Consider the following 22215-nt stretch of genomic DNA (forward strand, 5'->3'; position numbering starts at 1 on the left):
CCGGGTCAGGAGCGCCGTGCGGCGACCTGGTCCCACTCCTCGTCGAGCTGGGTGAGGAGCGCGTCGGCGTCCCCGTCGATGAGGTACTGCTGGAGCATCGCCGCGAGCGGGATGCTCGCGGGGATGCGGTGGTCGACGTAGCCGGTCACCCGGTCGTCGTCGAAGAACGGCAGGACGGGCTCGAGCGTCGGGTCACCGGTCGTCGCGTCGACGAGCGGGGTGATGGCCGACTGGTCCTGCGAGTACTGGCGCATGACGTCGGGCTGCAGGAGGTACTCGACGAACAGCCGCGACTGCTCCGGGTGGCGCGGCTGCGCGCCCATCGTCACGCCGACGTCCACCCCCGACACCAGCAGCTGCGTCGCGGCGTCGTCGGTGGTCGGCAGGTTCCCGAACCCGATCTCGAAGGCGGGCTCGAACGACACGATCGCGGGGATCGCGAACGACCCCTGCAGGTAGAACGGGACGCCGCCCGCGGCGAACTCCTGGTTGCCCGCGTTGTAGTCGCGGCTGAAACGGTCGGGCTGGGCGAACGCGAACAGCTCCGCCAGCTGGTCGGCGGCCGGGCGCCACTCCTCCGCGAACGTCGTCTCCCCCGCGTCCAGCCGCTCCCAGAAGTCGGCGGGGACGGTGTTGGCGACGAGCTGGTTGAACGCCGGCAGGGCGGTCCAGCCGTCCTTGAGCGTCGCGTACACGGGCGTCGTGCCCGCCTGCTCGAAGGTGTCCATCGCGGTCAGCAGCTCCGCCCACGTCGTGGGGACCTCGACGCCCTGCGCCGCCAGGAGGTCGGCGTTGTAGACGAAGCCCGAGGAGTTGTTGGCGAACGGCAGCGCGTTCACGGCGCCCGGCGAGGACTGGCCCAGGTCCTGCACGATCCGCACGACGGCGGGTGAGATCTCCTCCAGCAGGGGGTCGTCGGCCCAGTCGTAGAGCACCCCGGCGTCCGCGAACTCGCCGAACACGCCGTTGACGTTGAGCGTGATGACGTCCGGGACGTCCTCGCGGACGAGGCGGGTGCGGAACGCGGTCTCGGCGTCGGGCACGTTGTTCTGCACGACGTCGATGTCGGGGTGCTCCGCCTCGAAGTCGGCGATGATCGCGTCGAACGTCGCGACCGCCTCGGACTTGAACTGGAAGAAGTCCAGCTGGACGCGCCCGCCGCCCGACGCGGGTGACGAGCACGCGACGAGCGGGACGAGCACGGCGCACGCGATGAGGCACGCGCCGCCGCGCGCACGTCGGGTCATGGCTGCCCCCTGCGGTCGGCGTCAGGTGCGCCGAGGACCCGGCGCACCTGGACCTGCACCGGACGCCGACGGGTTCGGGAACCCGTCGTCGCGTCCCGTTGACCACACGCAACACCCGCACGGGCGGGTCCGCAACGCGAGCGGCGCGACCCGGGCGCGCAGTCGCGTGGCCGGTCGGCCGAGCACGGCTCCCCTGGACGCCGCTCCGACGAGCTGCTGCGGCCACGTCGCGCCGGCCGTCGAGGTCGGCTGTGCGCAGGTCGGGCTCACGGTCGCCGGTTCAGCCCAGCACGGCCCCGCGCGACGCCGAACCCACCAGCTTCTGGTACTTCCCCAGCACCCCGCGCGTGTAGCGCGGCGGGAGCGGGGCCCAGCCCGTGCGACGGGCCGCGAGCTCCCCGTCGTCGACCAGCAGGTCGAGCGTCGCGCGCGCGACGTCGAGGCGGACGCGGTCCCCGTCGCGCACGAACGCGATCGGGCCGGCGTCGACCGCCTCGGGCGCGATGTGCCCCACGCACAGCCCCGTCGTGCCGCCCGAGAACCGCCCGTCGGTCACCAGCAGCACGTCCTTGCCCAGCCCCGCGCCCTTGATCGCGCCGGTGATCGCGAGCATCTCGCGCATCCCGGGCCCACCCTTCGGCCCCTCGTAGCGGATGACGACGACGTCACCGGCCTGGATCGTGCCGTCCTCGAGCGCGTCCAGGGCCGCGCGCTCCCGCTCGAAGACGCGCGCGGTGCCCTCGAAGACGTCGAAGTCGAAGCCGGCGGACTTCACGACCGCACCCTCCGGTGCGAGCGAGCCGGACAGGATCGTGATGCCGCCCGTGCGGTGGATCGGGTCGTCGAGCGCGCGCAGGATCTTGCCGTCGGGGTCCGGCGGGGCGATCTCGGCGAGGTTCTCGGCGACCGTGCGGCCGGTGACCGTGAGGCAGTCGCCGTGCAGCAGGCCGGCGTCGAGCAGGGCCTTCATGATCACGGGGACGCCGCCGACCCGGTCGACGTCGTTCATGACGTACCGGCCGAAGGGCTTGAGGTCGCCCAGGTGCGGCACGCGCGACGCGACGCGGGAGAAGTCGTCGAGCGTGAGGTCGACCTCGGCCTCGTGCGCGATCGCCAGCAGGTGCAGCACCGCGTTGGTCGAGCCGCCGAAGGCCATGACCACCGCGATGGCGTTCTCGAACGCCTCCTTCGTCATGATGTCCCGCGCCGTGATGCCACGCCGCAGCAGCTCGACCACCGCCTCCCCCGAGCGGTGCGCGAACTGGTCGCGGCGGCGGTCCGCCGACGGCGGCGCGGCCGACCCCGGGACCGACATCCCGATGGCCTCGGCGACCGACGCCATCGTGTTGGCGGTGTACATCCCGCCGCACGCGCCCTCACCGGGGCAGATGGCCCGCTCGATGCGGTCGACGTCCTCCCGGCTCATGAGCCCCCGGGCGCACGCGCCGACGGCCTCGAACGCGTCGATGATCGTCACGTCCTTCTCGGTGCCGTCGGACAGCTTCACCCAGCCCGGCATGATCGAGCCGGCATAGAGGAAGACGCTCGCGAGGTCGAGGCGCGCGGCGGCCATGAGCATGCCCGGCAACGACTTGTCGCACCCCGCGAGCAGGACCGACCCGTCGAGGCGCTCGGCCATCATCACGGTCTCGACGCTGTCGGCGATGATGTCGCGGCTCACCAGCGAGTAGTGCATGCCCTCGTGACCCATCGAGATGCCGTCGGACACCGAGATGGTCCCGAACTCCAGCGGGTACCCGCCCGCGGCGTGCACCCCGCTCTTGACCGCCTTCGCCAGCCGGTCCAGCGAGAGGTTGCACGGCGTGATCTCGTTCCACGAGCTCGCGACGCCGACCTGCGGCTTGACCCAGTCGTCGTCGCCCATGCCGACCGCCCGCAGCATGCCGCGCGCGGCGGTCGCCTCCAGCCCGTCGGTGACCTGCCGCGAGCGGGGCTTGATGTCGATGTCCGGACCCGGCGCGCCGTGGGTGCTCGTCATGGCGTGACCCTAGTTCCGCGGCACGGTGTGCGCCCCTGCAGCACGCCGCGCACCCTCGGGCAGCGCGGACCCGACCGCGGGGCCGGTGGCAGGATGCTCGCGTGATGACGCGCCTCCTCCCCCGCCGCCGCACCCGCCGGGTCGCCGTCCCGCTGCTGGCCGCGGCCCTGCTGGCCGGGTGCAGCACGGACGGGACCGACGCCCCACCGACCGCCGCCCCCACCGCCGCACCGACCACGCTCTCCGAGCCGACGGCGTCCGCCACCGCGGCACCGCCGGCGGACGCCGCGCCGCAGGTGCCGGCCGGCGACGAGGGCCCCGAGGACTCGTTCCTCACGTGGCTCGCCGCGAGCCGCGCGCCCGACGTCGCGACGGCGTGCGCCTACATGACGCCCGAGCTCGCCCAGCGCATGGTCGACGAGGTCACGGCCACCGGGTTCCCCGGGATCACCGACTGCGAGGGCCTCATCGAGATGACCGCCGGCCTGTACGCGGCCGTCGGCCAGTCGTCCGAGGCCACCGTCGAGCTGGTCGAGCAGACGCCCGAGCACGCCGTGCTCGACGTCGTCTACGCCGAGGGCAGCAGCTGCGGGCGCGTGGTCCTGCGTCCGGGCCCGGGCCACTGGGTGCTCGACGAACGATCCCAGGAGGAGTGCTGAGCATGCCGCCGAACGACGACCCGGGCGGACGCCCGCCCGCGGTCCGGGTGGCGCCCGGCACCGGGCCCATCCAGGTCGCCGAGGGCCTGGTGAGCGCCGACTTCTCGCAGGTCGAGCTCCACGTCGACCCTCCGGGCTCGCTCGACATCGACGCCGACACCGGCCTCGCGTCCACGACCGACGAGGACTGCGCGACGCTCCTCGTCCCCCGCCAGCACGGGCAGCTGCCGTTCCGGCTCGAGGTGCACGCCCGACCGCCCGTGGTCGACCCCGCGTGGGACGCGGTCGTCGAGCTCTCCCTGCGCGGCGGCGGGCCCGTGCGGGTCACCGGCTGGGCGGGCGAGGGCGCGGTCCAGGGGCCCGTGCTGGCCGACGTCGACCTGCGTGCGCGCTACGCCGTCCGCGACGGGCAGGCGGGCAGCGAGCAGTTCCACCAGGGACGGTGGGACGAGCCGCCGGCCGAGGCGTACGTCGTGCAGCTCTGGCCGTCGCCGCCCGCCCCCGCCCGGGTCGTCAAGGCGATCTCGCCCTGGAGCCAGTACTGGACGTTCGGGCAGGCCGCGGAGGCCGCCGTCCAGCGCCTGCAGGACGTGCCGGACCCCGACCGTCTCACCGCGCTGCTGGACGCGGCGCTGGAGGAGCACCCGGACGTGGCTGCGCACCTCGACGCGGGCGACACCCGCTTCCGGGCGGGCATCATCCGCTACGCACAGGCGCTGTTCCTCGCGACGCACGCGACCGGGGCGTACGCCGACCTGAGAAGCGACTACACGGCACTCGGCCGTCTCGTCGACGCCCGGGTCGAGGCCCGGCGCCGGCCGTGACGGGCGCCGTGCCGGCGCGCACGCCTCAGCGGCGCCGCAGCCGGCTGACGTCGCGCACGGCCCCGCGGTCGGCGCTCGTCGCCATCGCGGCGTATGCCTGCAGCGCCGGGGAGACGTAGCGGTCCCGGTCGACGGGCTGCCACGGGTTCTCGCGCGCCTCCATCTTGGCGCGGCGTTCGGCGAGCACCTCGTCGGGGACGTTCACGCGGATGAGCCGGGTCTCGACGTCGATCTCGATCTCGTCGCCGTCCTCGATGAGGCCGATCGTGCCGCCGGCGGCCGCCTCGGGGCTGATGTGGCCCACGGAGATGCCGGACGACCCGCCGGAGAACCGGCCGTCGGTGATGAGCGCGCACACCTTGCCCAGGCCGCGGCCCTTGATGAAGGACGTCGGGTAGAGCATCTCCTGCATGCCGGGACCGCCCGCCGGGCCCTCGTAGCGGACGACGACGACATGACCCGGCTGGACCTCCTTGCGCAGGATCTTGTCGACGGCCTCGTCCTGCGACTCGCAGACCAGCGCCCGGCCGACGAAGTGGAAGACATCGGGGTCGATGCCGGCGGTCTTGAGGATCGCGCCGTCCTCGGCGAGGTTGCCGCGGAGCACCGCCAGGCCACCCTCGACCGTGTAGGCGTGCGCGACGTCGCGGATGCAGCCGTTCGCGGCGTCGGTGTCGAGGGACTCCCACACGTTCGACGTCGAGAACGCCTGCGTGGTCCGCACGCCGCCGGGGGCCGCGAGGAACAGGTCCTTCGCCCGCTGGGTGGCCTTGCCGCCGCGGACGTCCCAGTCGTCGAGCCACGCGCGCAGCGTGGGCGTGTGGACGCTCGTCACGTCGTGGTCGAGCAGCCCGCCGCGGTCCAGCTCGCCCAGCAGCGCCGGGATGCCGCCGGCGCGGTGGACGTCCTCCATGTGGAAGTCCGGGTGGTTGGGCGCGACCTTCGACAGGCACGGCACGCGCCGGCTGATGGCGTCGATCTCGTCCAGCGTGAACTCGACCTCGGCCTCCTGCGCGGCGGCGAGGATGTGCAGCACCGTGTTGGTCGAGCCGCCCATGGCCACGTCGAGCGTCATCGCGTTGGTGAACGCCGCCTTGGTCGCGATCGAGCGCGGGGCTGCGGTGTCGTCCGCGTCCTCGTAGTACCGGCGCGCGAGGTCGACGATCGTGCGGCCCGCCTCGAGGAACAGCTCACGGCGCGCGGTGTGCGTGGCCAGCGTCGAGCCGTTGCCCGGCAGCGACAGGCCCAGCGCCTCGGTGAGGCAGTTCATCGAGTTGGCCGTGAACATGCCGGAGCACGAGCCGCACGTGGGGCAGGCGTTCTCCTCCACGCTGGCCAGCGCGGCGTCCGAGACGTTGTCGTCGGCCGAGTAGTTGATCGCGTTGACGAGGTTGAGCGGCGTGCGGGCGACGCCGTCCGCGACGACCGCCTTGCCGGCCTCCATCGGCCCGCCGGACACGAACACCACGGGGATGTTCAGCCGCAGCGCGGCGTTGAGCATGCCGGGCGTGATCTTGTCGCAGTTGGAGATGCAGACCAGGGCGTCGGCGCAGTGCGCGTTGACCATGTACTCGACCGAGTCGGCGATGAGGTCGCGGCTGGGCAGCGAGTACAGCATGCCGCCGTGGCCCATCGCGATGCCGTCGTCGACGGCGATCGTGTTGAACTCCTTGGAGACGCCGCCCGCCTCGCGGATGGCCGAGGCGACCAGGTCGCCCATGTCCTTGAGGTGGACGTGCCCGGGGACGAACTGCGTGTACGAGTTCGCGATCGCGATGATCGGCTTGCCGAAGTCCTCCGAGCCCATGCCCGTCGCGCGCCACAGGGCGCGGGCACCGGCCATGTTGCGACCGTGGGTCGAGGTACGAGAGCGCAGCGGACGGCTCATCGCGAGGGTCTCCTTCGGCGGGGTCACGGCCACCTCACGGTGGCCGTGCACCACGGTACGTCGGGCGGACGCGCGGACGTGCCGCGCGTCCGCTGGATGATCCGTCCGTGCAGGTCCGGCGGGCTGCCGGCCGGCGCCTCAGAGGACGGTGACGCCGCTCCAGCGCGGGTCGTCGGGCGTCACCGCGTACGTCCCGCCCGTCAGCTCGACGGTCGTCTCGACCTCCCGCTGCGCGCACGACGGACCGACCCACACCTGCAGCTCGCCGGGCTCCACGACGCGCCGGCCCGAGCGGTCGGTGAACGCGAGCCGCGCGGCGGGCACCGCGAGCTCGACCTCCGCGCTCTGCCCGGCGGCCAGCTCGATGCGGTGGTAGCCGAGCAGCTGCGCGACCGGCCGGGTCACGCTGGCGACCACGTCCCGGCCGTACACCTGCACGACGTCGGCGCCCGCCCGCCCACCGGTGTTGGTGACCGTGACGGTGACCGTGAGGCCGCTGCTCGTGGAGGCGCCGCCCGCGACCCGCAGGTTCGTGCGCGTGAACGACGTGTACGACAGCCCGTGGCCGAACGGCAGCGCCGGCACGGTGCTGAGGTTGGTGACGTCGCCGTCGCCGCCCAGCGCCGGGTGCAGGTAGCTGTAGGGCTGGGCGCCCGCCGAGCGCGGCATGCTGATCGGCAGCCTGCCGGACGGGTTGACACGCCCGGTCAGGACGCCGGCGACCGCCGGGCCGCCCTCCTCACCGGGGAAGAACGCCTGGACCGCCGCGGCGCAGCGTGCCAGCGCCCAGTCCACCGCGTACGGCCGACCCGTGAGCATGACGAGGACCACCGGCGTGCCCGTGGCCAGGACGGCCTCCACGAGCGCCCGCTGCACGCCGGGCAGCTCGAGGTCGTCGCGGTCGCAGCCCTCCCCCACGGTGCCGCGGCCGAACAGGGCCGCGTGGTCGCCCACGACCAGCACCGCCACGTCCGCGGCGCTCGCGGCAGCCGCCGCCGCGTCGAGGCCCGAGCGGTCGTCGTCGTCCACCGCGCAGCCCTGCGTGAACGTGACCTCACCGCCGTGCTCGCGCCGCAGCGCCTCGAGCACCGTCGGCGTCTCGATGCCGACCGGGGTGCCGGGGTGGTGCGCGAGGACGTGGTTGAGGAACGAGTAGCAGCCGAACAGCGCGGCGACGCGGTCGGCGTTGGGCCCGATGACCGCCACGCGCGCCTCGGGCGCCAGGGGCAGCGTGCCGTCGTTGCTGAGCAGCACGAGCGAGCGCTCGGCCAGCAGCGCCGCGACCTCGCGGTGCGCGGGCGAGTCGAGGTCCACGTCCGTGGGGGGCGCGTCCTCGAAGGTCGCGTCGAGCAGGCCGAGCTCCTCCTTCTGCGCGAGCGCGCGCAGCACGGCCCGGTCGACGAGCGCCTCGTCCACCGTGCCGGCCCGGACGGCCGCGGCCAGCGGGCCGAGGTAGGCGTCGCCCGTGGGCAGCTCGATGTCCACGCCCGCGGTGAGGGCCTGCGCGGCCGCATCGCCCAGGTCACGGGCCGTGTGGTGCAGCAGCTGCAGGAACGCCACACCGAAGTAGTCGGCCACGACGGTCCCGTCGAAGCCCCAGCGGTCCCGCAGCAGCCCGGTGAGCAGGGACGGGTCCGCAGCGACCGGGACGCCGTCGATCTCGTTGTACGACGACATGACCGACCGCACGCCGCCGTCGCGCACCGCCATCTCGAAGGGCACCAGCAGCACGTCCGCGAGCTCGCGCGTCCCCGCGTGCACGGGCGCGAAGTTGCGCCCCGCCCGCGACGCGGAGTACCCGACGAAGTGCTTGAGGGTGGCGTGCACCCCCGTCGACTGCAGGCCCCGCACGTACGACGTGCCCAGCGTGCCGACCAGGTACGGGTCCTCGGCGATGCACTCGTCGACCCGCCCCCAGCGCGGGTCGCGGATCACGTCGAGGACCGGCGCGAGGCCCTGGTGGATGCCCAGGGTCCGCATCGAGCCGCCGATGAGCTCGCCCATGCGGGTCACGAGGTCCGGGTCGAACGACGCGCCCCAGGCCAGGGGCGTCGGGAAGGTGGCCGCACCCCAGGCCGACAGGCCGGTGAGGCACTCCTCGTGCACGAGGGCGGGGATGCCCAGGCGGGTACCGGTGACGAACCAGCGCTGCTTGTCCCACAGCCAGCGCGCCCGCTCGGCCGCGTCGACCGGGCGGGTGCCGTAGACGCGGGTCAGGTGCCCCAGCCCGTCCCGGGTGACGTCGTCGAGACCGCGCTCCTCCTCGAACTCACCCTGGAGCGGGGCCACCGCCTCGCCCTCGCTCTTCTCCCAGAAGCCGACGATCTGGGCGAGCTTCTCCTCCAGCGTCATGCGGGACAGCAGGTCACGCACCCGGTCCGACACGCGCGGGCCTGCGGACAACTCGAGCTCCGTCACTGGACTGTCTCCTCGGGAGTGCGCGACCGCCACGATGCGGGCACGGGGCGCTCGGGGCCCGGCGCACACACGGTGCGGGCGGGCCCCGAGCGACCAGGGTGGGAAGTCAGGGGGAAGGGCTCAGCCCTTCACGGCCCCCTGCAGACCGCTGACGATGCGCTTCTGCATCGTCAGGAAGAACACCAGCGCCGGGATGATGGCGAGCGACGTGAACGCCAGGACGCCGGCCGTGTCGGCCGAGTACTGCGTCGAGAAGTCCGCCACCCCGAGCGGCAGCGTCTTGAGCTCGGGCCGGTTGAGGAACAGCAGCGGGAGCAGGTAGCCGTTCCACGAGCCCACGAAGGCCAGCACGCCGACCGTCACCATGCCGGGGCCGGACAGCGGCACCAGGATCCGCCAGAAGAACCCGATGCGCGACGCGCCGTCGAGCATCGCCGCCTCCTCGAGCTCGTTCGGCAGCGACATGAGGAACGGCCGCAGGATGACGATCGTCATCGGCAGCGCGAACGCCGCCTGCGGCAGCGCCACGCCCCAGTACGTGTTGGTCAGTCCCAGGTCACGCACCATGAGGAACAGCGGGATGATCGCCACGGTCAGCGGGAACAGCAGACCGAGCACGAACACGTTGAACAGCGCCTGGCGGCCCTTGAACCGGAACCGCGCGAGCGGGTACGCAGCCATGACGCCGGCGACCACCACGAGCGCCGTCGTGATGACGGCGATGATCACCGAGTTCAGCGCGTAGGTCCAGAAGTTCCCGGAGGTGATGACGCCGATGTAGTTGGCGAACACCCAGGGGTTCGGCAGACCGGTCGGGTCGGCCGCGAGCTGCCCGTTGGACCGGAAGCCGCCGATGACGGCGTACAGCACGGGCGAGAGCACCACGGCGGCGATGGCGACCGAGGCGACGTAGACCCACGGGCTCGTGCGGCGCGCGACCCGCGACCCGGTCCGTGACCGTGCCGAGCGTGACGCCCGCGTGGGCGGGGCGAGGGTTGAGGTCATCGGGCCACCTTCTTCCGACGCGGCTTGTCCTCGCCGGCGTCGCGGTTCAGGAAGAACGTCTGGTAGAGGATCGCCAGGATGAACGAGATGGCGAAGAGCAGGATCGCCACCGCCGAGGCGTAGCCGTACTGCTGACGGTCCGTGCCCTGGTTGATGAGGTACGTCGCCATCGTGACGGTCGCGTTGACCGGGCCGCCCTTGGTGAGGATCCAGACCATGTCGAAGAGCTGCAGCGAGCCGATCATCGACAGGAAGATCCACGTGCGGATGGTGGGACCGAGCAGCGGGATCGTGATCTTGCGCTGCACCTGCCACCACGACGCGCCGTCGATCTGCGCGGCCTCGTGCAGCTCCTCCGGGACGCCCTGGAGGCCCGCGAGCAGCAGGACGATCGCCAGACCCGCGTACTTCCAGGTCAGGACGCCCATCACGGTCCACAGCGCGACCTTGGGGTCACCGAGCCAGACCTGGCCGATCGCCCCGAGGCCCACCGAGTCGAGCAGCGCGTCGAGCGGCCCGTTCGGCTGCAGGATGAGCGCCCAGACCACACCGGCCACGACCTCGGCCAGCACGTAGGGGACGAAGACGATGACGCGCATCGCCGTCTGACCGCGGAACCTGCGGTTGAGCAGGAGCGCGACCATGATGCCGATGGGCAGCTGGATGGCGATCGACAGGAAGGCGATCGTCAGGTTGTTGCGGACGGCCCGCTGGAAGATCTGGTCGCCGAGCGCCTGCACGTAGTTCTGGAGGCCGACGAAGTTCTCGAGCGGCCCGAGGCCGTTCCACTTGTACACCGAGTAGTGGCCGGCCTGCAGCACAGGCACGACCACGAAGAGAGCGAAAAGCACGAGGGCCGGGGCCACGAAGAACGTGATCTCGAGGCGCTTTCGCCATGCGTTCGACGACGCTCCGCGCCCCCGCGGCCCGGAGGCCACCGACCAGGCCGTGGCCTGGTCGGTGGCTCCCGGATTCACAGCGGTGGCGGCAGCAGTCCTGGTTGCGCGTCCCCCACGGGGGATCAGGTCTCCTGCCACGTCCGTCAGGCGTTCTCGGCCGCGGCCTGGGTCGCGTCGACGATGTCCTTGGCCGTACCCACGCTGCCGAACACGTTGGCGATGGCGTCGTTCATCGCGCCACCGACGCTCTCACCGAACGCCGTGTCGAAGTACAGCTGGATGTACGGCGCCTCGTTGCGGACGGCGAGCAGCTGAGCCAGCTCGGGCGCCGAGACGAAGGCCGTGGCCGACGGGAGCGTGGGCAGACCCATGTCGTACTCGGCGAAGCCCTTCTGGACCTCGTTCGAGAGCATGAACTCGAGGAAGTCGACGCAGACGTCGGGGGCGTCGTTGGAGCACGCCCACGCGTCGCCGCCGCCGAGCTGCGCGGTGGGGTCACCGTCGCCGCCGTCGACCGCCGGGAAGGCGAACCAGCCCGTGTTCTCGCCCAGGCCCAGACCGTCGTCCGTCAGGCCCTGCATGACGCCGGGCTCCCAGTGGCCGGCCAGCTCCATGGCGACCTTGCCGCTCGCGAGGAGGCCGGAGGCCGAGGCCGGGCCGGTCTGCGCGACCGTGGCCAGGAAGCCGGTGTTGAACGGCTCCTTGGCGACGAGGGCCTCGAGGTCCTCACCGGCACGGACCCAGCAGTCGTCCGAGAAGTCGAGCGTCTGCGTCGCGTCCGCCAGGACCTCCTGCGAGCACTGCCGCAGCGCGAAGTAGTACCAGTAGTGCGCGGCGGGCCACTTGTCGCCGGCTCCGACCGAGATCGGCTCGATGCCGGCGCCCTTGAGGGTGTCGATGGCGGCGTACAGCTCGTCCATCGTCGTCGGCGCCTCGGTGATGCCGGCGTCGGCGAAGATCGCCTTGTTGTACCAGAAGCCCACGACGCCCAGCGAGAACGGCAGGGCGTACGTCTTGTCCTCGACCTGCCAGCCGGCGACGGAGCCGCCGATGGCCGCGATCGTCTCGGCGGCCGGCTCGGTGATGTCCTTGACCAGACCCGCCTCGACGTGCGCCTTCAGCTCGCCGCCGCCGCGCTCCATGAACACGTCGGGCTGGTCGCCGCTCTGGAAGGCCGCGTCCAGCTTGGTGAGCATGTCCTCGTGCGCCATGGCACTGACCTCGACGGTCACACCGGGGTGGTCCGTCTCGAACTGGTCGGCCAGCGTGTCGTAGTAGTCCTTGCCGGCGCCGGTGTTCGAGTTGTGCCACCACGTGAGGGTGACGTTGTCGCCGTCGCCCTCGGTCTCCTCGTTACTGCCGCTGCCGGAGGCGCACGCGGTCGCGATCATCGCTACCGCCGCGCCCAGCGCGACCGCGCGCAGTGCCGCAGTCCTCTTCATCTTTGAATCTCCTCGTCGTCGCTGACAGGTCGGGACGGGCGCAACATTGACAGTGGTCCAGGAGCGGTGTCAATCGATGTCGATAACGTTATCGACACGATGTCCTATGATCTCGACGTGGACCCGTTCCCCCGCGTCAAGATGGCCGATGTCGCCCGGACAGCCGGGGTCTCCGTCGCGACCGTTTCCAAGGTGGTCAATGGTCGCTACGGCGTTTCGCAGCGCACACTTGAGCGTGTGCAGGAGGTCATCGCCGATCTCGGCTACGAGGCGAGCCTCGGCGCACGGTCGTTACGGTCCTACCGGACGAACGTGCTGGGCATCCTGGTCGCCGAGTTCGAGCCCTTCTCCGCGGAGCTCCTCAAGGGCGCCGGCAGCGCCGTGGCAGCCACCGGGTACGAGCTGCTGGCGTACTCCGGCGGCGGTGGCGGCTCGGCCGAGGTCGGCTGGGAGCGGCGGTACCTGTCCCGCCTGTCCGGCACCCTCATCGACGGCGCGATCATCGTGACCCCGACGGTCGTCGAGGCCCGTCCCGGCGTCCCCGTCGTCGCGGTCGACCCGCACACCGGGCCGACGGGCCTGCCGACGGTCGACTCGGACAACCTCACCGGCGCCGTGCTCGCCACGCGCCACCTGCTGGAGCTCGGGCACCGGCGCATCGCGTTCCTCGGCGGACGCCCCGACCTCGACTCCGCGCGGCTGCGCGAGAAGGGCTTCCGGCGCGCCATGGCCGACGCGGGCGTCCCGGTCGACGAGTCGCTGGTCGGCATGGGCGACTACCGCCGCGGGACGGCGCAGGAGCCCGCCCGGGTCCTGCTCGACCGCGAGGACCCCCCGACCGCGGTGTTCGCCGCCAACGACCTGTCCGCGCTCGGCGTGCTCGACGTCGCCCGCTCGCTGGGGATCGGCGTGCCCTCCGAGCTGTCGGTGATCGGCTTCGACAACGTCCCCGAGTCCGCCCTGAGCGTCCCGCCGCTGACCACGGTCGAGCAGCCGCTGCAGGCGATGGGTGCCGCCGCGCTGCACCTGCTCGTGGACCTCATCGCCGGCACGGACGGCACGACGCACCGGCGTCTGCCGACGTCGTTGGTGCCCCGCGCCTCCACGGCGCCCCCGCCGCGCCGGACCTGAGCGACCAGTCGTCGCGGGGGACGGCCCTCGTCACGGCGGGGCGACGGCGGTCACGCCCGCGCCGCGACGTCCTCGTCGCTCTCGGCACCCTCGCGGATCCGGCGCGTCACCCACGGCGACAGCGCGAACATCGCCCCGGCGACGACCAGGGCGACGACGCCGATCCCGCCGAAGAACGCCGTGCGGCTCATGCCCTCGGTCGCGGTGATGAGCTGCGCCGTGATCGCCTGCCCCGCCGCGGGGGCCAGGAACCACAGCGCCATGGCCTGCCCGCGGAACGCGCGGGGCGCCAGCAGGGTGGTCGCGGCCAGCCCCACCGGTGACAGGCACAGCTCCCCGAGGGTCTGCACGACGTACACGACGACGAGCACCCACCACGGCGAGCGGCCGTCGCCCGCCACGGCCGACGCGCCCGCCAGGAAGATGAAGCTCAGCGCGGCCAGCGTCAGCCCGATCGCGAACTTCACAGCCGTGGAGGGCCGCCCGTCGAGCTTCACCCACAGCCAGGCGAACACCGGGGCCAGCAGGATGATCGAGGCCGGGTTCACCGACTGGTACAGCACCGGCGAGATGGTCACGCCGCCGACGTCGAGGTCGGTGTGGTCCCGGGCGTACTGCGACAGGGTGTTCGAGGCCTGCTCGAAGATCATCCAGAAGAGCATGGCGGCCACGAACAGCGGGATGTAGGCGCCGAGGCGCGAGCGCTCGGCGGTGTTCACCTTGGGCGAGCGGAACATCACGAGGAACATGACGACCGGGGCGGCGAACGCCAGGTACGACAGCGCGTCGATGATGATGTTCAGCGCACCGACGTCGCGGCCACCGGCCCGCACGACCAGCCACGCCAGCGCCGTGGCGGCGAGCAGCGCCAGGACCACGAGCAGCGCCATCCGCACGACGCGCGGCCGGTCCTGCGGCGTGAGCGGGTTGGGCACGACCTCGCCGGCCCCGTGCAGCGCGCGGCGACCCAGGACGAACGCGACCAGCGCGAGCCCCATCCCGACGGCGGCGACGGAGAACCCGGCGTGGTACCCGCCGATCTCGCGGGCGATCTGCACGATGAACGGTGCGGTGAACGACCCGATGTTGATGCCCATGTAGAAGATCGAGAAGCCGGAGTCCCGGCGCGGGTCGTCCCGCCGGTACAGCTCGCCCACCATGCTGGAGACGTTCGGCTTGAGCAGGCCCGTCCCGAGCGCGACCAGGACGATGCCCAGGTAGGCGGTCCAGTGCGCGGGGACCGCGAGGCTGACGTGCCCGGCGGCGATGACGACACCGCCCCACAGCACCGACCGGCGCGCTCCGATGAGCCGGTCGGCCACCCACCCCCCCACCACGGTGACCAGGTAGACCGCCGACCCGTACACCGCCACGAGGGCGGCACCCGTCGCGTCGTCGAGCCCGAGCCCGTCGTTCGCCAACGTGTCGGTGAGGAAGTAGAAGAGGATCGCGCGCATGCCGTAGTAGCTGAACCGCTCCCACAGCTCGGTGGTGAAGAGCGTGAACAGCCCGAAGGGGTGGCCGAAGAAGGTCCGCTCCCGAGGTGCGCGTCCCGTCACCTCCACCTCGACGGCCGGGACGTCGGCGGCTTCGCTCATCCAGCCATGGTCGTCTCGCACGCACGCACGTGCACCTCGGGGACGGGCAGCCCGCGCCGTCGGGGAGCGGCCGGGTTACCTTGGCGGGTGCCGACGATCTGCTGGTTCCGTCGTGACCTGCGGCTGGGCGACCACCCGGCCCTGCTCGCCGCGGTCGCGCAGGCCCGCGCCGACGACGACGAGGTCGTCGCGCTCTACGTCGTCGACCCGGTGCTCCAGCACTCCGCCGGCGCCCCGCGCCTGGCGTACCTGGCGGCGTCGCTGCGCGCGCTGGACGAGGCGACCGGAGGGCGGCTCGTGGTGCGCCACGGCCGGGCGGACCACGTGGTGCCGGAGGCGGCCCGCGAGGTCGGTGCGACGTCCGTGCACGTCAGCGCCGCGACCGAGCCCTACGGCCGGCGCCGCGACGACGCGGTGGCCGCCGCTCTCGCGGCGGGAGGCGCGGCACTGGTCCGCACCGGCTCCCCGTACGCCGTGGCGCCGGGCCGGCTGCGCACGGGGCAGGACGGGCCCTACCAGGTCTTCACGCCGTTCCGCCGGGCCTGGCTGGACCACGGCTGGCACGCACCGGCACCCCGGCCGGGCTCCGTGCCGTGGGCGACGCTCCCCTCCGACGGCGTCCCCGACGCCCCACCGACCGACGTGCGGCTGCCGGACGCCGGGGAGCACGCCGCGCACGCACGCTGGCGCGCGTTCCTGCGCGACGACCTCGACGGGTACGACGTGGACCGGGACCGCCCCGACCTCGACGTGACCTCGCGCATGTCGGTCCACCTCAAGCACGGCGAGATCCACCCGCGGACGATGCTCGCCGACCTGGCCGCCGCCGGCACGGGTGCGACCGGGCGGGCGGCGGAGTCGGTCGCGACGTACCGCTCGGAGCTCGCGTGGCGGGAGTTCCACGCCGACGTGCTGTGGCACTCCCCCGACGCGACCCGACGCTCGCTGCGTCCGGCCGTGCCCGACGACGCGTGGGCGACCGGGGCGGCCGCCGACGACGCCCTCACCGCGTGGACCGAGGGCCGGACGGGCTACCCCCTCGTCGACGCGGGCATGCGGCAGCTGCGCGCGGAGGGCTGGATGCACAACCGGGTCCGCATGGTCGTCGCGTCCTTCCTGGTCAAGGACCTGCACATCCCGTGGCAGCGCGGTGCCGACCACTTCATGGCCTGGCTGGTCGACGGTGACGTGCCGCAGAACCAGCTCAACTGGCAGTGGGTCGCGGGCACCGGGCGGGACGCGGCCCCCTATTTCCGGATCTTCAACCCGGTGACCCAGGGCCGACGCTTCGACCCGGACGGCGCGTACGTGCGCCGCTGGGTGCCCGAGCTGCGCGGCGTGCCCGGCGCGGCGGTGCACGAGCCGTGGCGGCTGCCCGACGGCCCGCCGCCGGGGTACCCCGACCCGATGGTCGACCACGCGCACGAGCGGGAGGTCGCACTCGCGGACCACGCCCGCCGCCCCACCTGACCCCCGGGTCCACCTCGGCCCGGGCCGTCCCGGCCGGACGCCGCCCTCAGCCGGACGCACTCCTCAGCCGGGAACCCCGGCCGGACGACCCGCGCGTCAGGTCCGCGCGACCTCGTTGACCGGAGGCTCCCCCGCCAGCAGCGCCATGACCTGCCGCCGCACGAGCTGCGCGACCCGCGGGAAGGTCGCGTCGGTGTTGCCGCCCTGGTGCGCGGTGACCAGGACGTTCGGGGCCCGCCACAGCGGGTGGTCCGGGGGCAGCGGCTCGGGGTCGGTGACGTCCAGGGCGGCCCGCAGGCGGCCGGCGCCCAGCTCGGCCAGCAGCGCGTCGGTGTCGACGACCTTGCCGCGCGCGACGTTGACCAGCAGGGCGCCGTCCTTCATGCGCGCCAGCGCGGCGGCGTCGAGCAGGTGGTACGACGTGCGCGACAACGGGATGGCGAGCACGACGACGTCCGCGTCGGGCAGGAGGTCGGGCAGCTCGTCGACGCCGTGCACGTGGCCGTCGGCGTCGTCCCGGGCGGTGGCCGCGACGCGGACCAGCTCCACCTCGAAGGGTCGGAACCGGGCGACGATCGCCCGCCCGACCGATCCCTGCCCGACGACGAGCACACGGCGGTCCGCCAGCGAGGGCCCGAACGGGTTGTCCCACCGGCCCTCGTCCATCGCCCGCACGGCACGCGGCAGGTCCCGCTGGACGGCGAGGGTGAGCCCCACGGCCAGCTCGGCCGTGCCGGCGTCGTGCACGCCCCGGCCGTTGCACAGCACGACGCCCGGGGGCAGGTGCCGCAGCGCGTGCTCGTAGCCGGCGCTGGGCAGCTGCACGTACCGCAGGCGCGGCAGGTCCCGCAGCACGTCGAAGCCGCCGGGCCGCACGAAGTAGTGGGGTACCACGACGAGGTCCACGTCGGCGGCGGTGCCGGGGTCCAGCGGTCCGGACAGGTCCCACCGGACCAGGCGCAGGTCGTCCCGGTGGGACGCCGCCAGGTCGGCGAGACGGTGCAGCAGGTCGTCGTCGGGGACGGTGACGGTCAGCACGGTCAGGAGGCCACCCGGCCGGCGCGGTACTCGTCCTCGAGCATCGACATGACGACCGCGTCGCACCACCCGGCCCCGTCGCGGTACGCGTCGCGCCGACGTCCCTCGCGGCGGAACCCGATGTTCTCGTACAGGGACACCGCACGGGTGTTGATGCTCAGCGCCTCGAGCTCCACCCGGTGCAGGTCGAGCCCGTCGAACGCGAAGCCGAGGACCAGCTCGATCGCCTCGGTCCCGTAGCCGCGACCCCGGTAGAGCGGGCGCATGGACAGGCGGAGCGAGGCGCACCGCACGTCGGGGTCGACGTCCGTCAGGACGATCTCGCCGCGGTACTCGTCGTCACCGAACGCCGTCACGGCGAAGTCGTACCGGCCCTCGGCGGCCTCGCGGCTCGCGCACCAGGCGTCGACCTCCTCGCGCGTGAACCCGCGCGTGGTGCCCGTGAGCCGCTTGCCCTCGGCGTCGTCGAGCATGTCCCACATCGCGTCGGCGTCGTCCGTGCCGATCGGACGCAGCACGATCATCTCGCCCTGCAGGGTGGGTTTCTGCATCGCTACCTCCGTCGCGCTCCGGCGGGCGCCGGTCCGGGCACCCCCACCGACTGCCCTCCGGCGTGCGTCGCATCGTACGGAACCGGGACGACCGGGACGTCACGACACGACGCACGCCGGTGCGTCGGCTCCTGCGTCAGGCGGAGACGCGCTCCAGCACGAGCTCGCGCACGCGACCGGCGTCCGCCTGCCCGCGCGTCGCCTTCATGACCGCGCCGATGATGGCGCCGACCGGCCCGAGGTTGCCCCCGCGGATCTTCTCCGCGATGTCCGGCTGGGCGGCCAGGGCCGCGTCGATCGCCTCGAGCAGGGGGCCGTCATCCGACACGACCTCGAGCCCTCGGGCGACGACGACCTGCTCGGGATCGCCCTCACCGGCCAGCACGCCCTCGAGCACCTGGCGCGCCAGCTTGTCGTTGATGCGACCGGCGTCGACGAGCTGCTGGAGCGCACCGATCTGGGCGGGCGTGATCGGCAGGTCCGCGAGCTCGACCTCCTGCTGCTTGGCCGTGCGGGCCAGCTCGCCCATCCACCACTTGCGGGCAGCGGCCGGGCTCGCGCCCGCCGCGACCGTGGCCTCGATGAGCTCGATCGCACCGGCGTTGACGACGTCGCGCATCTCGGCGTCGGCGTAGCCCCACTCACCCTGCAGGCGGCGGCGGCGCGCGGCGGGCAGCTCGGGCAGGGCCGCACGGATCTCCTCGATCCAGGCGCGGTCCGGGACGATCGGCACGAGGTCCGGCTCGGGGAAGTAGCGGTAGTCCTCGGCGTCCGACTTCACGCGCCCGGCGGTGGTGATGCCGGTGTCCTCGTGCCAGTGCCGGGTCTCCTGGACGATCACGCCGCCGGCGTCGAGGATCGCCGCCTGGCGACTGATCTCGTAGCGGACGGCACGCTCGACCGAGCGGAACGAGTTGACGTTCTTGGTCTCGGTCCGGGTCCCCAGGGCGTCGGCCGGCGTGGGGCGCAGCGAGACGTTCACGTCGGCGCGCACGTTGCCACGCTCCATGCGGGCCTCGGAGACACCGAGCGCGCGGAACATGTCGCGCAGCGTCTGGACGTACGCGCGCGCGACCTCCGGTGCCCGCTCCCCCGCCCCGGTGATCGGCTTCGTGACGATCTCCACCAGCGGCACACCGGCGCGGTTGTAGTCGACCAGCGAGTACTCCGCGCCGTGGATGCGCCCGGTGGCGCCACCGACGTGCGTGTTCTTGCCGGCGTCCTCCTCCATGTGCGCGCGCTCGATCTCGACGCGGAACGTGGTGCCGTCCTCCAGCTCGACGTCGACGAAGCCCTCGGAGGCGATCGGCTCGTCGTACTGGGAGGTCTGGAAGTTCTTCGGCACGTCCGGGTAGAAGTAGTTCTTCCGCGCGAACCGGCAGGACTGCGCGATCGAGCAGTTCAGCGCCAGGCCGATGCGGATCGCGTACTCCACCGCGGTGCCGTTGACGACGGGCAGCGCGCCCGGCAGGCCCAGGCTCGTCGGCGTGATCTGCGTGTTCGGCTCCTCGCCGAACGACTGCTCGGCGCCGTCGAACATCTTGGTCCGCGTGCCCAGCTCGACGTGCACCTCGATGCCGATGACCGGGTCGAACCGGGCCACCGCGTCGTCGTAGTCGACCAGGTCGACGTCGGTCGTCGTGCTCATCAGGCTGCCCCTCCGGCCAGCTCGGGGGCGCGGCCCAGCAGCGGGCCCTCCCAGCTCGTCTCGAGCAGCGCCTCGAGCGCCGCTCCCACGCGGTACAGGCGGGCGTCCTCGCGCGCCGGCGCGAGGATCTGGAAGCCCACGGGCAGGCCGTCGTCCGACAGCCCGTTCGGCAGCGACATGCCCGGGATCCCCGCGAGGTTCGCGGGGATCGTCGCGACGTCGTTGAGGTACATCGCCAGCGGGTCGTCCAGCTTCTCGCCCAGCTTGAACGCCGTCGTCGGCGCCGTGGGCGAGACCAGCACGTCGGCCGCCTCGAACGCCGCGGCGAAGTCGCGCTGGATGAGCGTGCGGACCTTCTGCGCCGACCCGTAGTACGCGTCGTAGTAGCCGGCGCTCAGGGCGTACGTGCCGAGGATGACGCGGCGCTTGACCTCGTCACCGAACCCCTGGCCACGGGTCGCGGCCATGACGCGCTCGGCGGTCACCGGGCCATCGCTCGGCTCGACGCGCAGGCCGAAGCGCATGCCGTCGAACTTCGCCAGGTTGCTCGACGCCTCCGCGGGCAGGATCAGGTAGTACGCCGCGAGCGCGTACGCGAACGACGGGCACGAGACCTCGACGACCTCGGCGCCCGCGCCGCGCAGCGCCTCGAGCGACTCCTCGAACCGCGCCAGGACGCCGGGCTGGTAGCCCTCGCCCTGCAGCTCGCGCACCACGCCGACCCTGACGCCCGTCAGGTCGCCCGACGCACCCTCGCGGGCCGCCGCGACGTACCCCGTCGCCGGGTCGCTCAGCGACGTCGAGTCGCGCGGGTCGTGCCCGCCGATCAGCTCGTGCAGCAGCGCCGAGTCGAGGACCGTGCGCGTGCACGGGCCCGCCTGGTCCAGGCTCGAGGCGAGGGCGATGAGGCCGTAGCGCGACACGCTGCCGTAGGTCGGCTTGACGCCGACGGTGCCGGTGACGGCAGCGGGCTGACGGATCGAGCCGCCCGTGTCGGTGCCGATCGCGAGCGGTGCCTCGTAGGCCGCGACGGCCGCGGCGGACCCGCCGCCGGAGCCGCCGGGGATCCGCTCGAGGTCCCACGGGTTGTGCGTGGTGCCGTAGCCCGAGTGCTCCGTCGACGAGCCCATGGCGAACTCGTCCATGTTGGTCTTGCCGAGGATCGGCAGGCCCGCGGCCTTGATCCGCTCGACGAGGGTCGCGTCGTACGGGGGCACCCAGCCCTCGAGGATGCGCGAACCGGCCGTGGTGGGCAGGCCGCGCGTCACGACGACGTCCTTGACGGCGATCGGCACGCCGGCGAGCGCGTGCAGGTCCTCGCCCGCAGCCCGTCGGGCGTCGACGTCGGCCGCGGTGGCCAGCGCCTCGTCGGTCGCGACGTGCAGGTACGCGTGGACGGCGGGCTCCACGGCTGCGATGCGCTCGAGGTGCGCCTGCGTCACCTCGACGCTGGTCACCTCGCGCGCGGTCAGCCGGTCGGCCAGCTCCGCCGCGGTCATCCGGGTCAGGTCGGTCACGTCACTCCTCCCCGAGGATCTGCGGGACGAGGAACTTGCCGTCACGGGCCGCGGGGGCCTGCGCGAGCACCTCGTCGCGGTCGAGCGGCGTGACCGGCTCGTCGGCACGGAACACGTTGGTCAGCGGCAGCGGGTGGCTCGTCGCGGGGACGTCCGGGGTGGCGACCTCGGACACGCGGGCGACGGACTCGACGATGACGTCGAGCTCGCCCGCCAGCCGGTCGAGCTCGGCCGGTGTCAGGTCGATCCGGGCCAGCGCGGCGACGCGCGCGACCTCGTCGCGGGAGAGGGTGGACATGGTCCGTGAGTCTAGTCGCGGGCGGGTGGCCGCCGTGGGCGCGTCCGCTGCGGGCCGCGCCCGTCGCGACCGGACGACGCCGACCCGGCGGACCCGCCGAGGGGCCGGCGGTCAGCCGACCCGCGACGTCGCCGCGCTGACCAGCGCGAGCAGCGCCTCGGCGTAGGCGTCCGGGGCGTCGTCGGCCGTGAACACCCGCTCGGGCTGTCCGACGAGCTCGACGAGCACCTGGTAGCGCCCGTCGGTGGACCGGGCGAGGCTGCGGAACGTGCCGCCCAGCAGCTCACGCAGCTGGTCCTCGCGCGGCAGCCACAGCGCGTCCTCCTGGCGGACGGAGTCCAGCGCCCACTCCGTCGTCCCGTTGAAGCCCAGGACGGTGCCCGTGGAGTACTCGTGCGCCTCGACGACCATCTCGGAGATGGTGAACACCTCGCCGCCCATGTCGGCACCGCGCAGGACGAACCTGTCGCCCGCCCGGGGGTGCCACTGCAGACCGGCGGCCTCCAGGGCCACGGCGTTGTCCGTCGAGATCATGCGTCCAGTATCGGCGTCCCGACGCCGTTCGGCCCGCCCGGCGGCGTCC

18 protein-coding genes are annotated in these 22215 nt (G+C 73.0%); 4 read left to right on the forward strand and 14 right to left on the reverse strand.

Annotation, left to right across the window (positions count from 1 at the left end; translation table 11 throughout):
* Positions 1–5: 5 nt before the first annotated feature.
* Positions 6–1247, reverse strand: coding sequence for an ABC transporter substrate-binding protein (locus tag J1G43_RS13790; protein WP_207378653.1), 1242 nt, complete (start codon positions 1245–1247; stop codon positions 6–8).
* 280 nt (positions 1248–1527) lie between these two features.
* Positions 1528–3246: a dihydroxy-acid dehydratase gene (ilvD, locus tag J1G43_RS13795; RefSeq protein WP_207378654.1), complete on the reverse strand. Its 1719-nt coding sequence runs from the start codon at positions 3244–3246 to the stop codon at positions 1528–1530.
* Positions 3247–3350: 104 nt separating this feature from the next.
* On the opposite strand from ilvD (J1G43_RS13795), the gene J1G43_RS13800 reads away from it, so the two are divergent.
* Positions 3351–3905, forward strand: a complete 555-nt coding sequence (locus J1G43_RS13800) for a hypothetical protein (RefSeq protein ID WP_207378655.1) — start codon at positions 3351–3353, stop codon at positions 3903–3905.
* A 2-nt stretch (positions 3906–3907) separates the two neighbouring features.
* Positions 3908–4729, forward strand: coding sequence for a hypothetical protein (locus J1G43_RS13805; RefSeq protein WP_207378656.1), 822 nt, complete (start codon positions 3908–3910; stop codon positions 4727–4729).
* 25 nt (positions 4730–4754) lie between these two features.
* On the opposite strand, the gene ilvD (J1G43_RS13810) is transcribed toward J1G43_RS13805, so the two are convergent.
* The 5 genes from ilvD (J1G43_RS13810) to J1G43_RS13830 all read right to left on the reverse strand — a co-directional run bounded on the left by ilvD (J1G43_RS13810) (position 4755) and on the right by J1G43_RS13830 (position 12381).
* Positions 4755–6617 carry a dihydroxy-acid dehydratase gene (gene ilvD, locus J1G43_RS13810; RefSeq protein WP_207340845.1) on the reverse strand — a complete coding sequence of 621 codons (1863 nt, stop codon included), beginning with the start codon at positions 6615–6617 and terminating at the stop codon, positions 4755–4757.
* Between the two features lie 138 nt (positions 6618–6755).
* On the reverse strand, positions 6756–9035 hold the full coding sequence (locus J1G43_RS13815) for a glycoside hydrolase family 3 N-terminal domain-containing protein (protein ID WP_307859603.1): 2280 nt from the start codon (positions 9033–9035) through the stop codon (positions 6756–6758).
* A gap of 120 nt (positions 9036–9155) precedes the next feature.
* Complete coding sequence (locus J1G43_RS13820; protein WP_207340846.1) at positions 9156–10040, reverse strand: carbohydrate ABC transporter permease; 885 nt, start codon at positions 10038–10040, stop codon at positions 9156–9158.
* A complete protein-coding gene (locus J1G43_RS13825) occupies positions 10037–10873 on the reverse strand; it encodes a sugar ABC transporter permease (protein WP_307859604.1) in 837 nt (278 codons plus the stop codon). The genes J1G43_RS13820 and J1G43_RS13825 overlap by 4 nt, the downstream gene beginning before the upstream one ends.
* Before the next feature lie 209 nt (positions 10874–11082).
* Positions 11083–12381, reverse strand: coding sequence for an ABC transporter substrate-binding protein (locus tag J1G43_RS13830; RefSeq protein WP_207378657.1), 1299 nt, complete (start codon positions 12379–12381; stop codon positions 11083–11085).
* A gap of 99 nt (positions 12382–12480) precedes the next feature.
* Here J1G43_RS13830 and J1G43_RS13835 point away from each other — a divergent pair, with 99 nt between their 5' ends.
* On the forward strand, positions 12481–13512 hold the full coding sequence (locus J1G43_RS13835; RefSeq protein ID WP_207378658.1) for a LacI family DNA-binding transcriptional regulator: 1032 nt from the start codon (positions 12481–12483) through the stop codon (positions 13510–13512).
* A 50-nt stretch (positions 13513–13562) separates the two neighbouring features.
* Here J1G43_RS13835 and J1G43_RS13840 read toward each other — a convergent pair whose 3' ends face one another.
* The gene (locus tag J1G43_RS13840; RefSeq protein WP_207340850.1) at positions 13563–15110 is read right to left on the reverse strand and encodes a peptide MFS transporter; all 1548 of its coding nucleotides are present in this window, start codon (positions 15108–15110) and stop codon (positions 13563–13565) included.
* Between the two features lie 87 nt (positions 15111–15197).
* Between J1G43_RS13840 and J1G43_RS13845 the strand changes: the two genes are divergently transcribed.
* The gene (locus J1G43_RS13845) at positions 15198–16580 is read left to right on the forward strand and encodes a deoxyribodipyrimidine photo-lyase (protein ID WP_207378659.1); all 1383 of its coding nucleotides are present in this window, start codon (positions 15198–15200) and stop codon (positions 16578–16580) included.
* A gap of 96 nt (positions 16581–16676) precedes the next feature.
* On the opposite strand, the gene J1G43_RS13850 is transcribed toward J1G43_RS13845, so the two are convergent.
* From J1G43_RS13850 to J1G43_RS13875, 6 genes are all read right to left on the reverse strand, one after another.
* A complete protein-coding gene (locus J1G43_RS13850) occupies positions 16677–17618 on the reverse strand; it encodes a 2-hydroxyacid dehydrogenase (protein WP_207340852.1) in 942 nt (313 codons plus the stop codon).
* A 2-nt stretch (positions 17619–17620) separates the two neighbouring features.
* Positions 17621–18169, reverse strand: a complete 549-nt coding sequence (locus tag J1G43_RS13855) for a GNAT family N-acetyltransferase (RefSeq protein ID WP_207340853.1) — start codon at positions 18167–18169, stop codon at positions 17621–17623.
* Positions 18170–18305: 136 nt separating this feature from the next.
* Positions 18306–19817, reverse strand: a complete 1512-nt coding sequence (gene gatB / locus J1G43_RS13860; protein ID WP_207340854.1) for an Asp-tRNA(Asn)/Glu-tRNA(Gln) amidotransferase subunit GatB — start codon at positions 19815–19817, stop codon at positions 18306–18308.
* The gene (gene gatA, locus J1G43_RS13865) at positions 19817–21334 is read right to left on the reverse strand and encodes an Asp-tRNA(Asn)/Glu-tRNA(Gln) amidotransferase subunit GatA (RefSeq protein ID WP_207378660.1); all 1518 of its coding nucleotides are present in this window, start codon (positions 21332–21334) and stop codon (positions 19817–19819) included. Before gatA ends, gatB begins: the two co-directional genes overlap by 1 nt.
* A 1-nt stretch (position 21335) precedes the next feature.
* Entirely contained in the window at positions 21336–21632 is a 297-nt protein-coding gene (gene gatC, locus J1G43_RS13870; RefSeq protein ID WP_207340856.1) for an Asp-tRNA(Asn)/Glu-tRNA(Gln) amidotransferase subunit GatC, read from the reverse strand.
* A 111-nt stretch (positions 21633–21743) separates the two neighbouring features.
* Positions 21744–22166 (reverse strand): pilus assembly protein CpaE, encoded by a 423-nt coding sequence (locus tag J1G43_RS13875; protein ID WP_207340857.1) that lies wholly within the window; start codon positions 22164–22166, stop codon positions 21744–21746.
* Positions 22167–22215 lie beyond the last annotated feature (49 nt).

The sequence above is a fragment of the Cellulomonas sp. zg-ZUI22 genome (genome assembly GCF_017353535.1).
GTDB lineage: Bacteria > Actinomycetota > Actinomycetes > Actinomycetales > Cellulomonadaceae > Cellulomonas > Cellulomonas wangleii.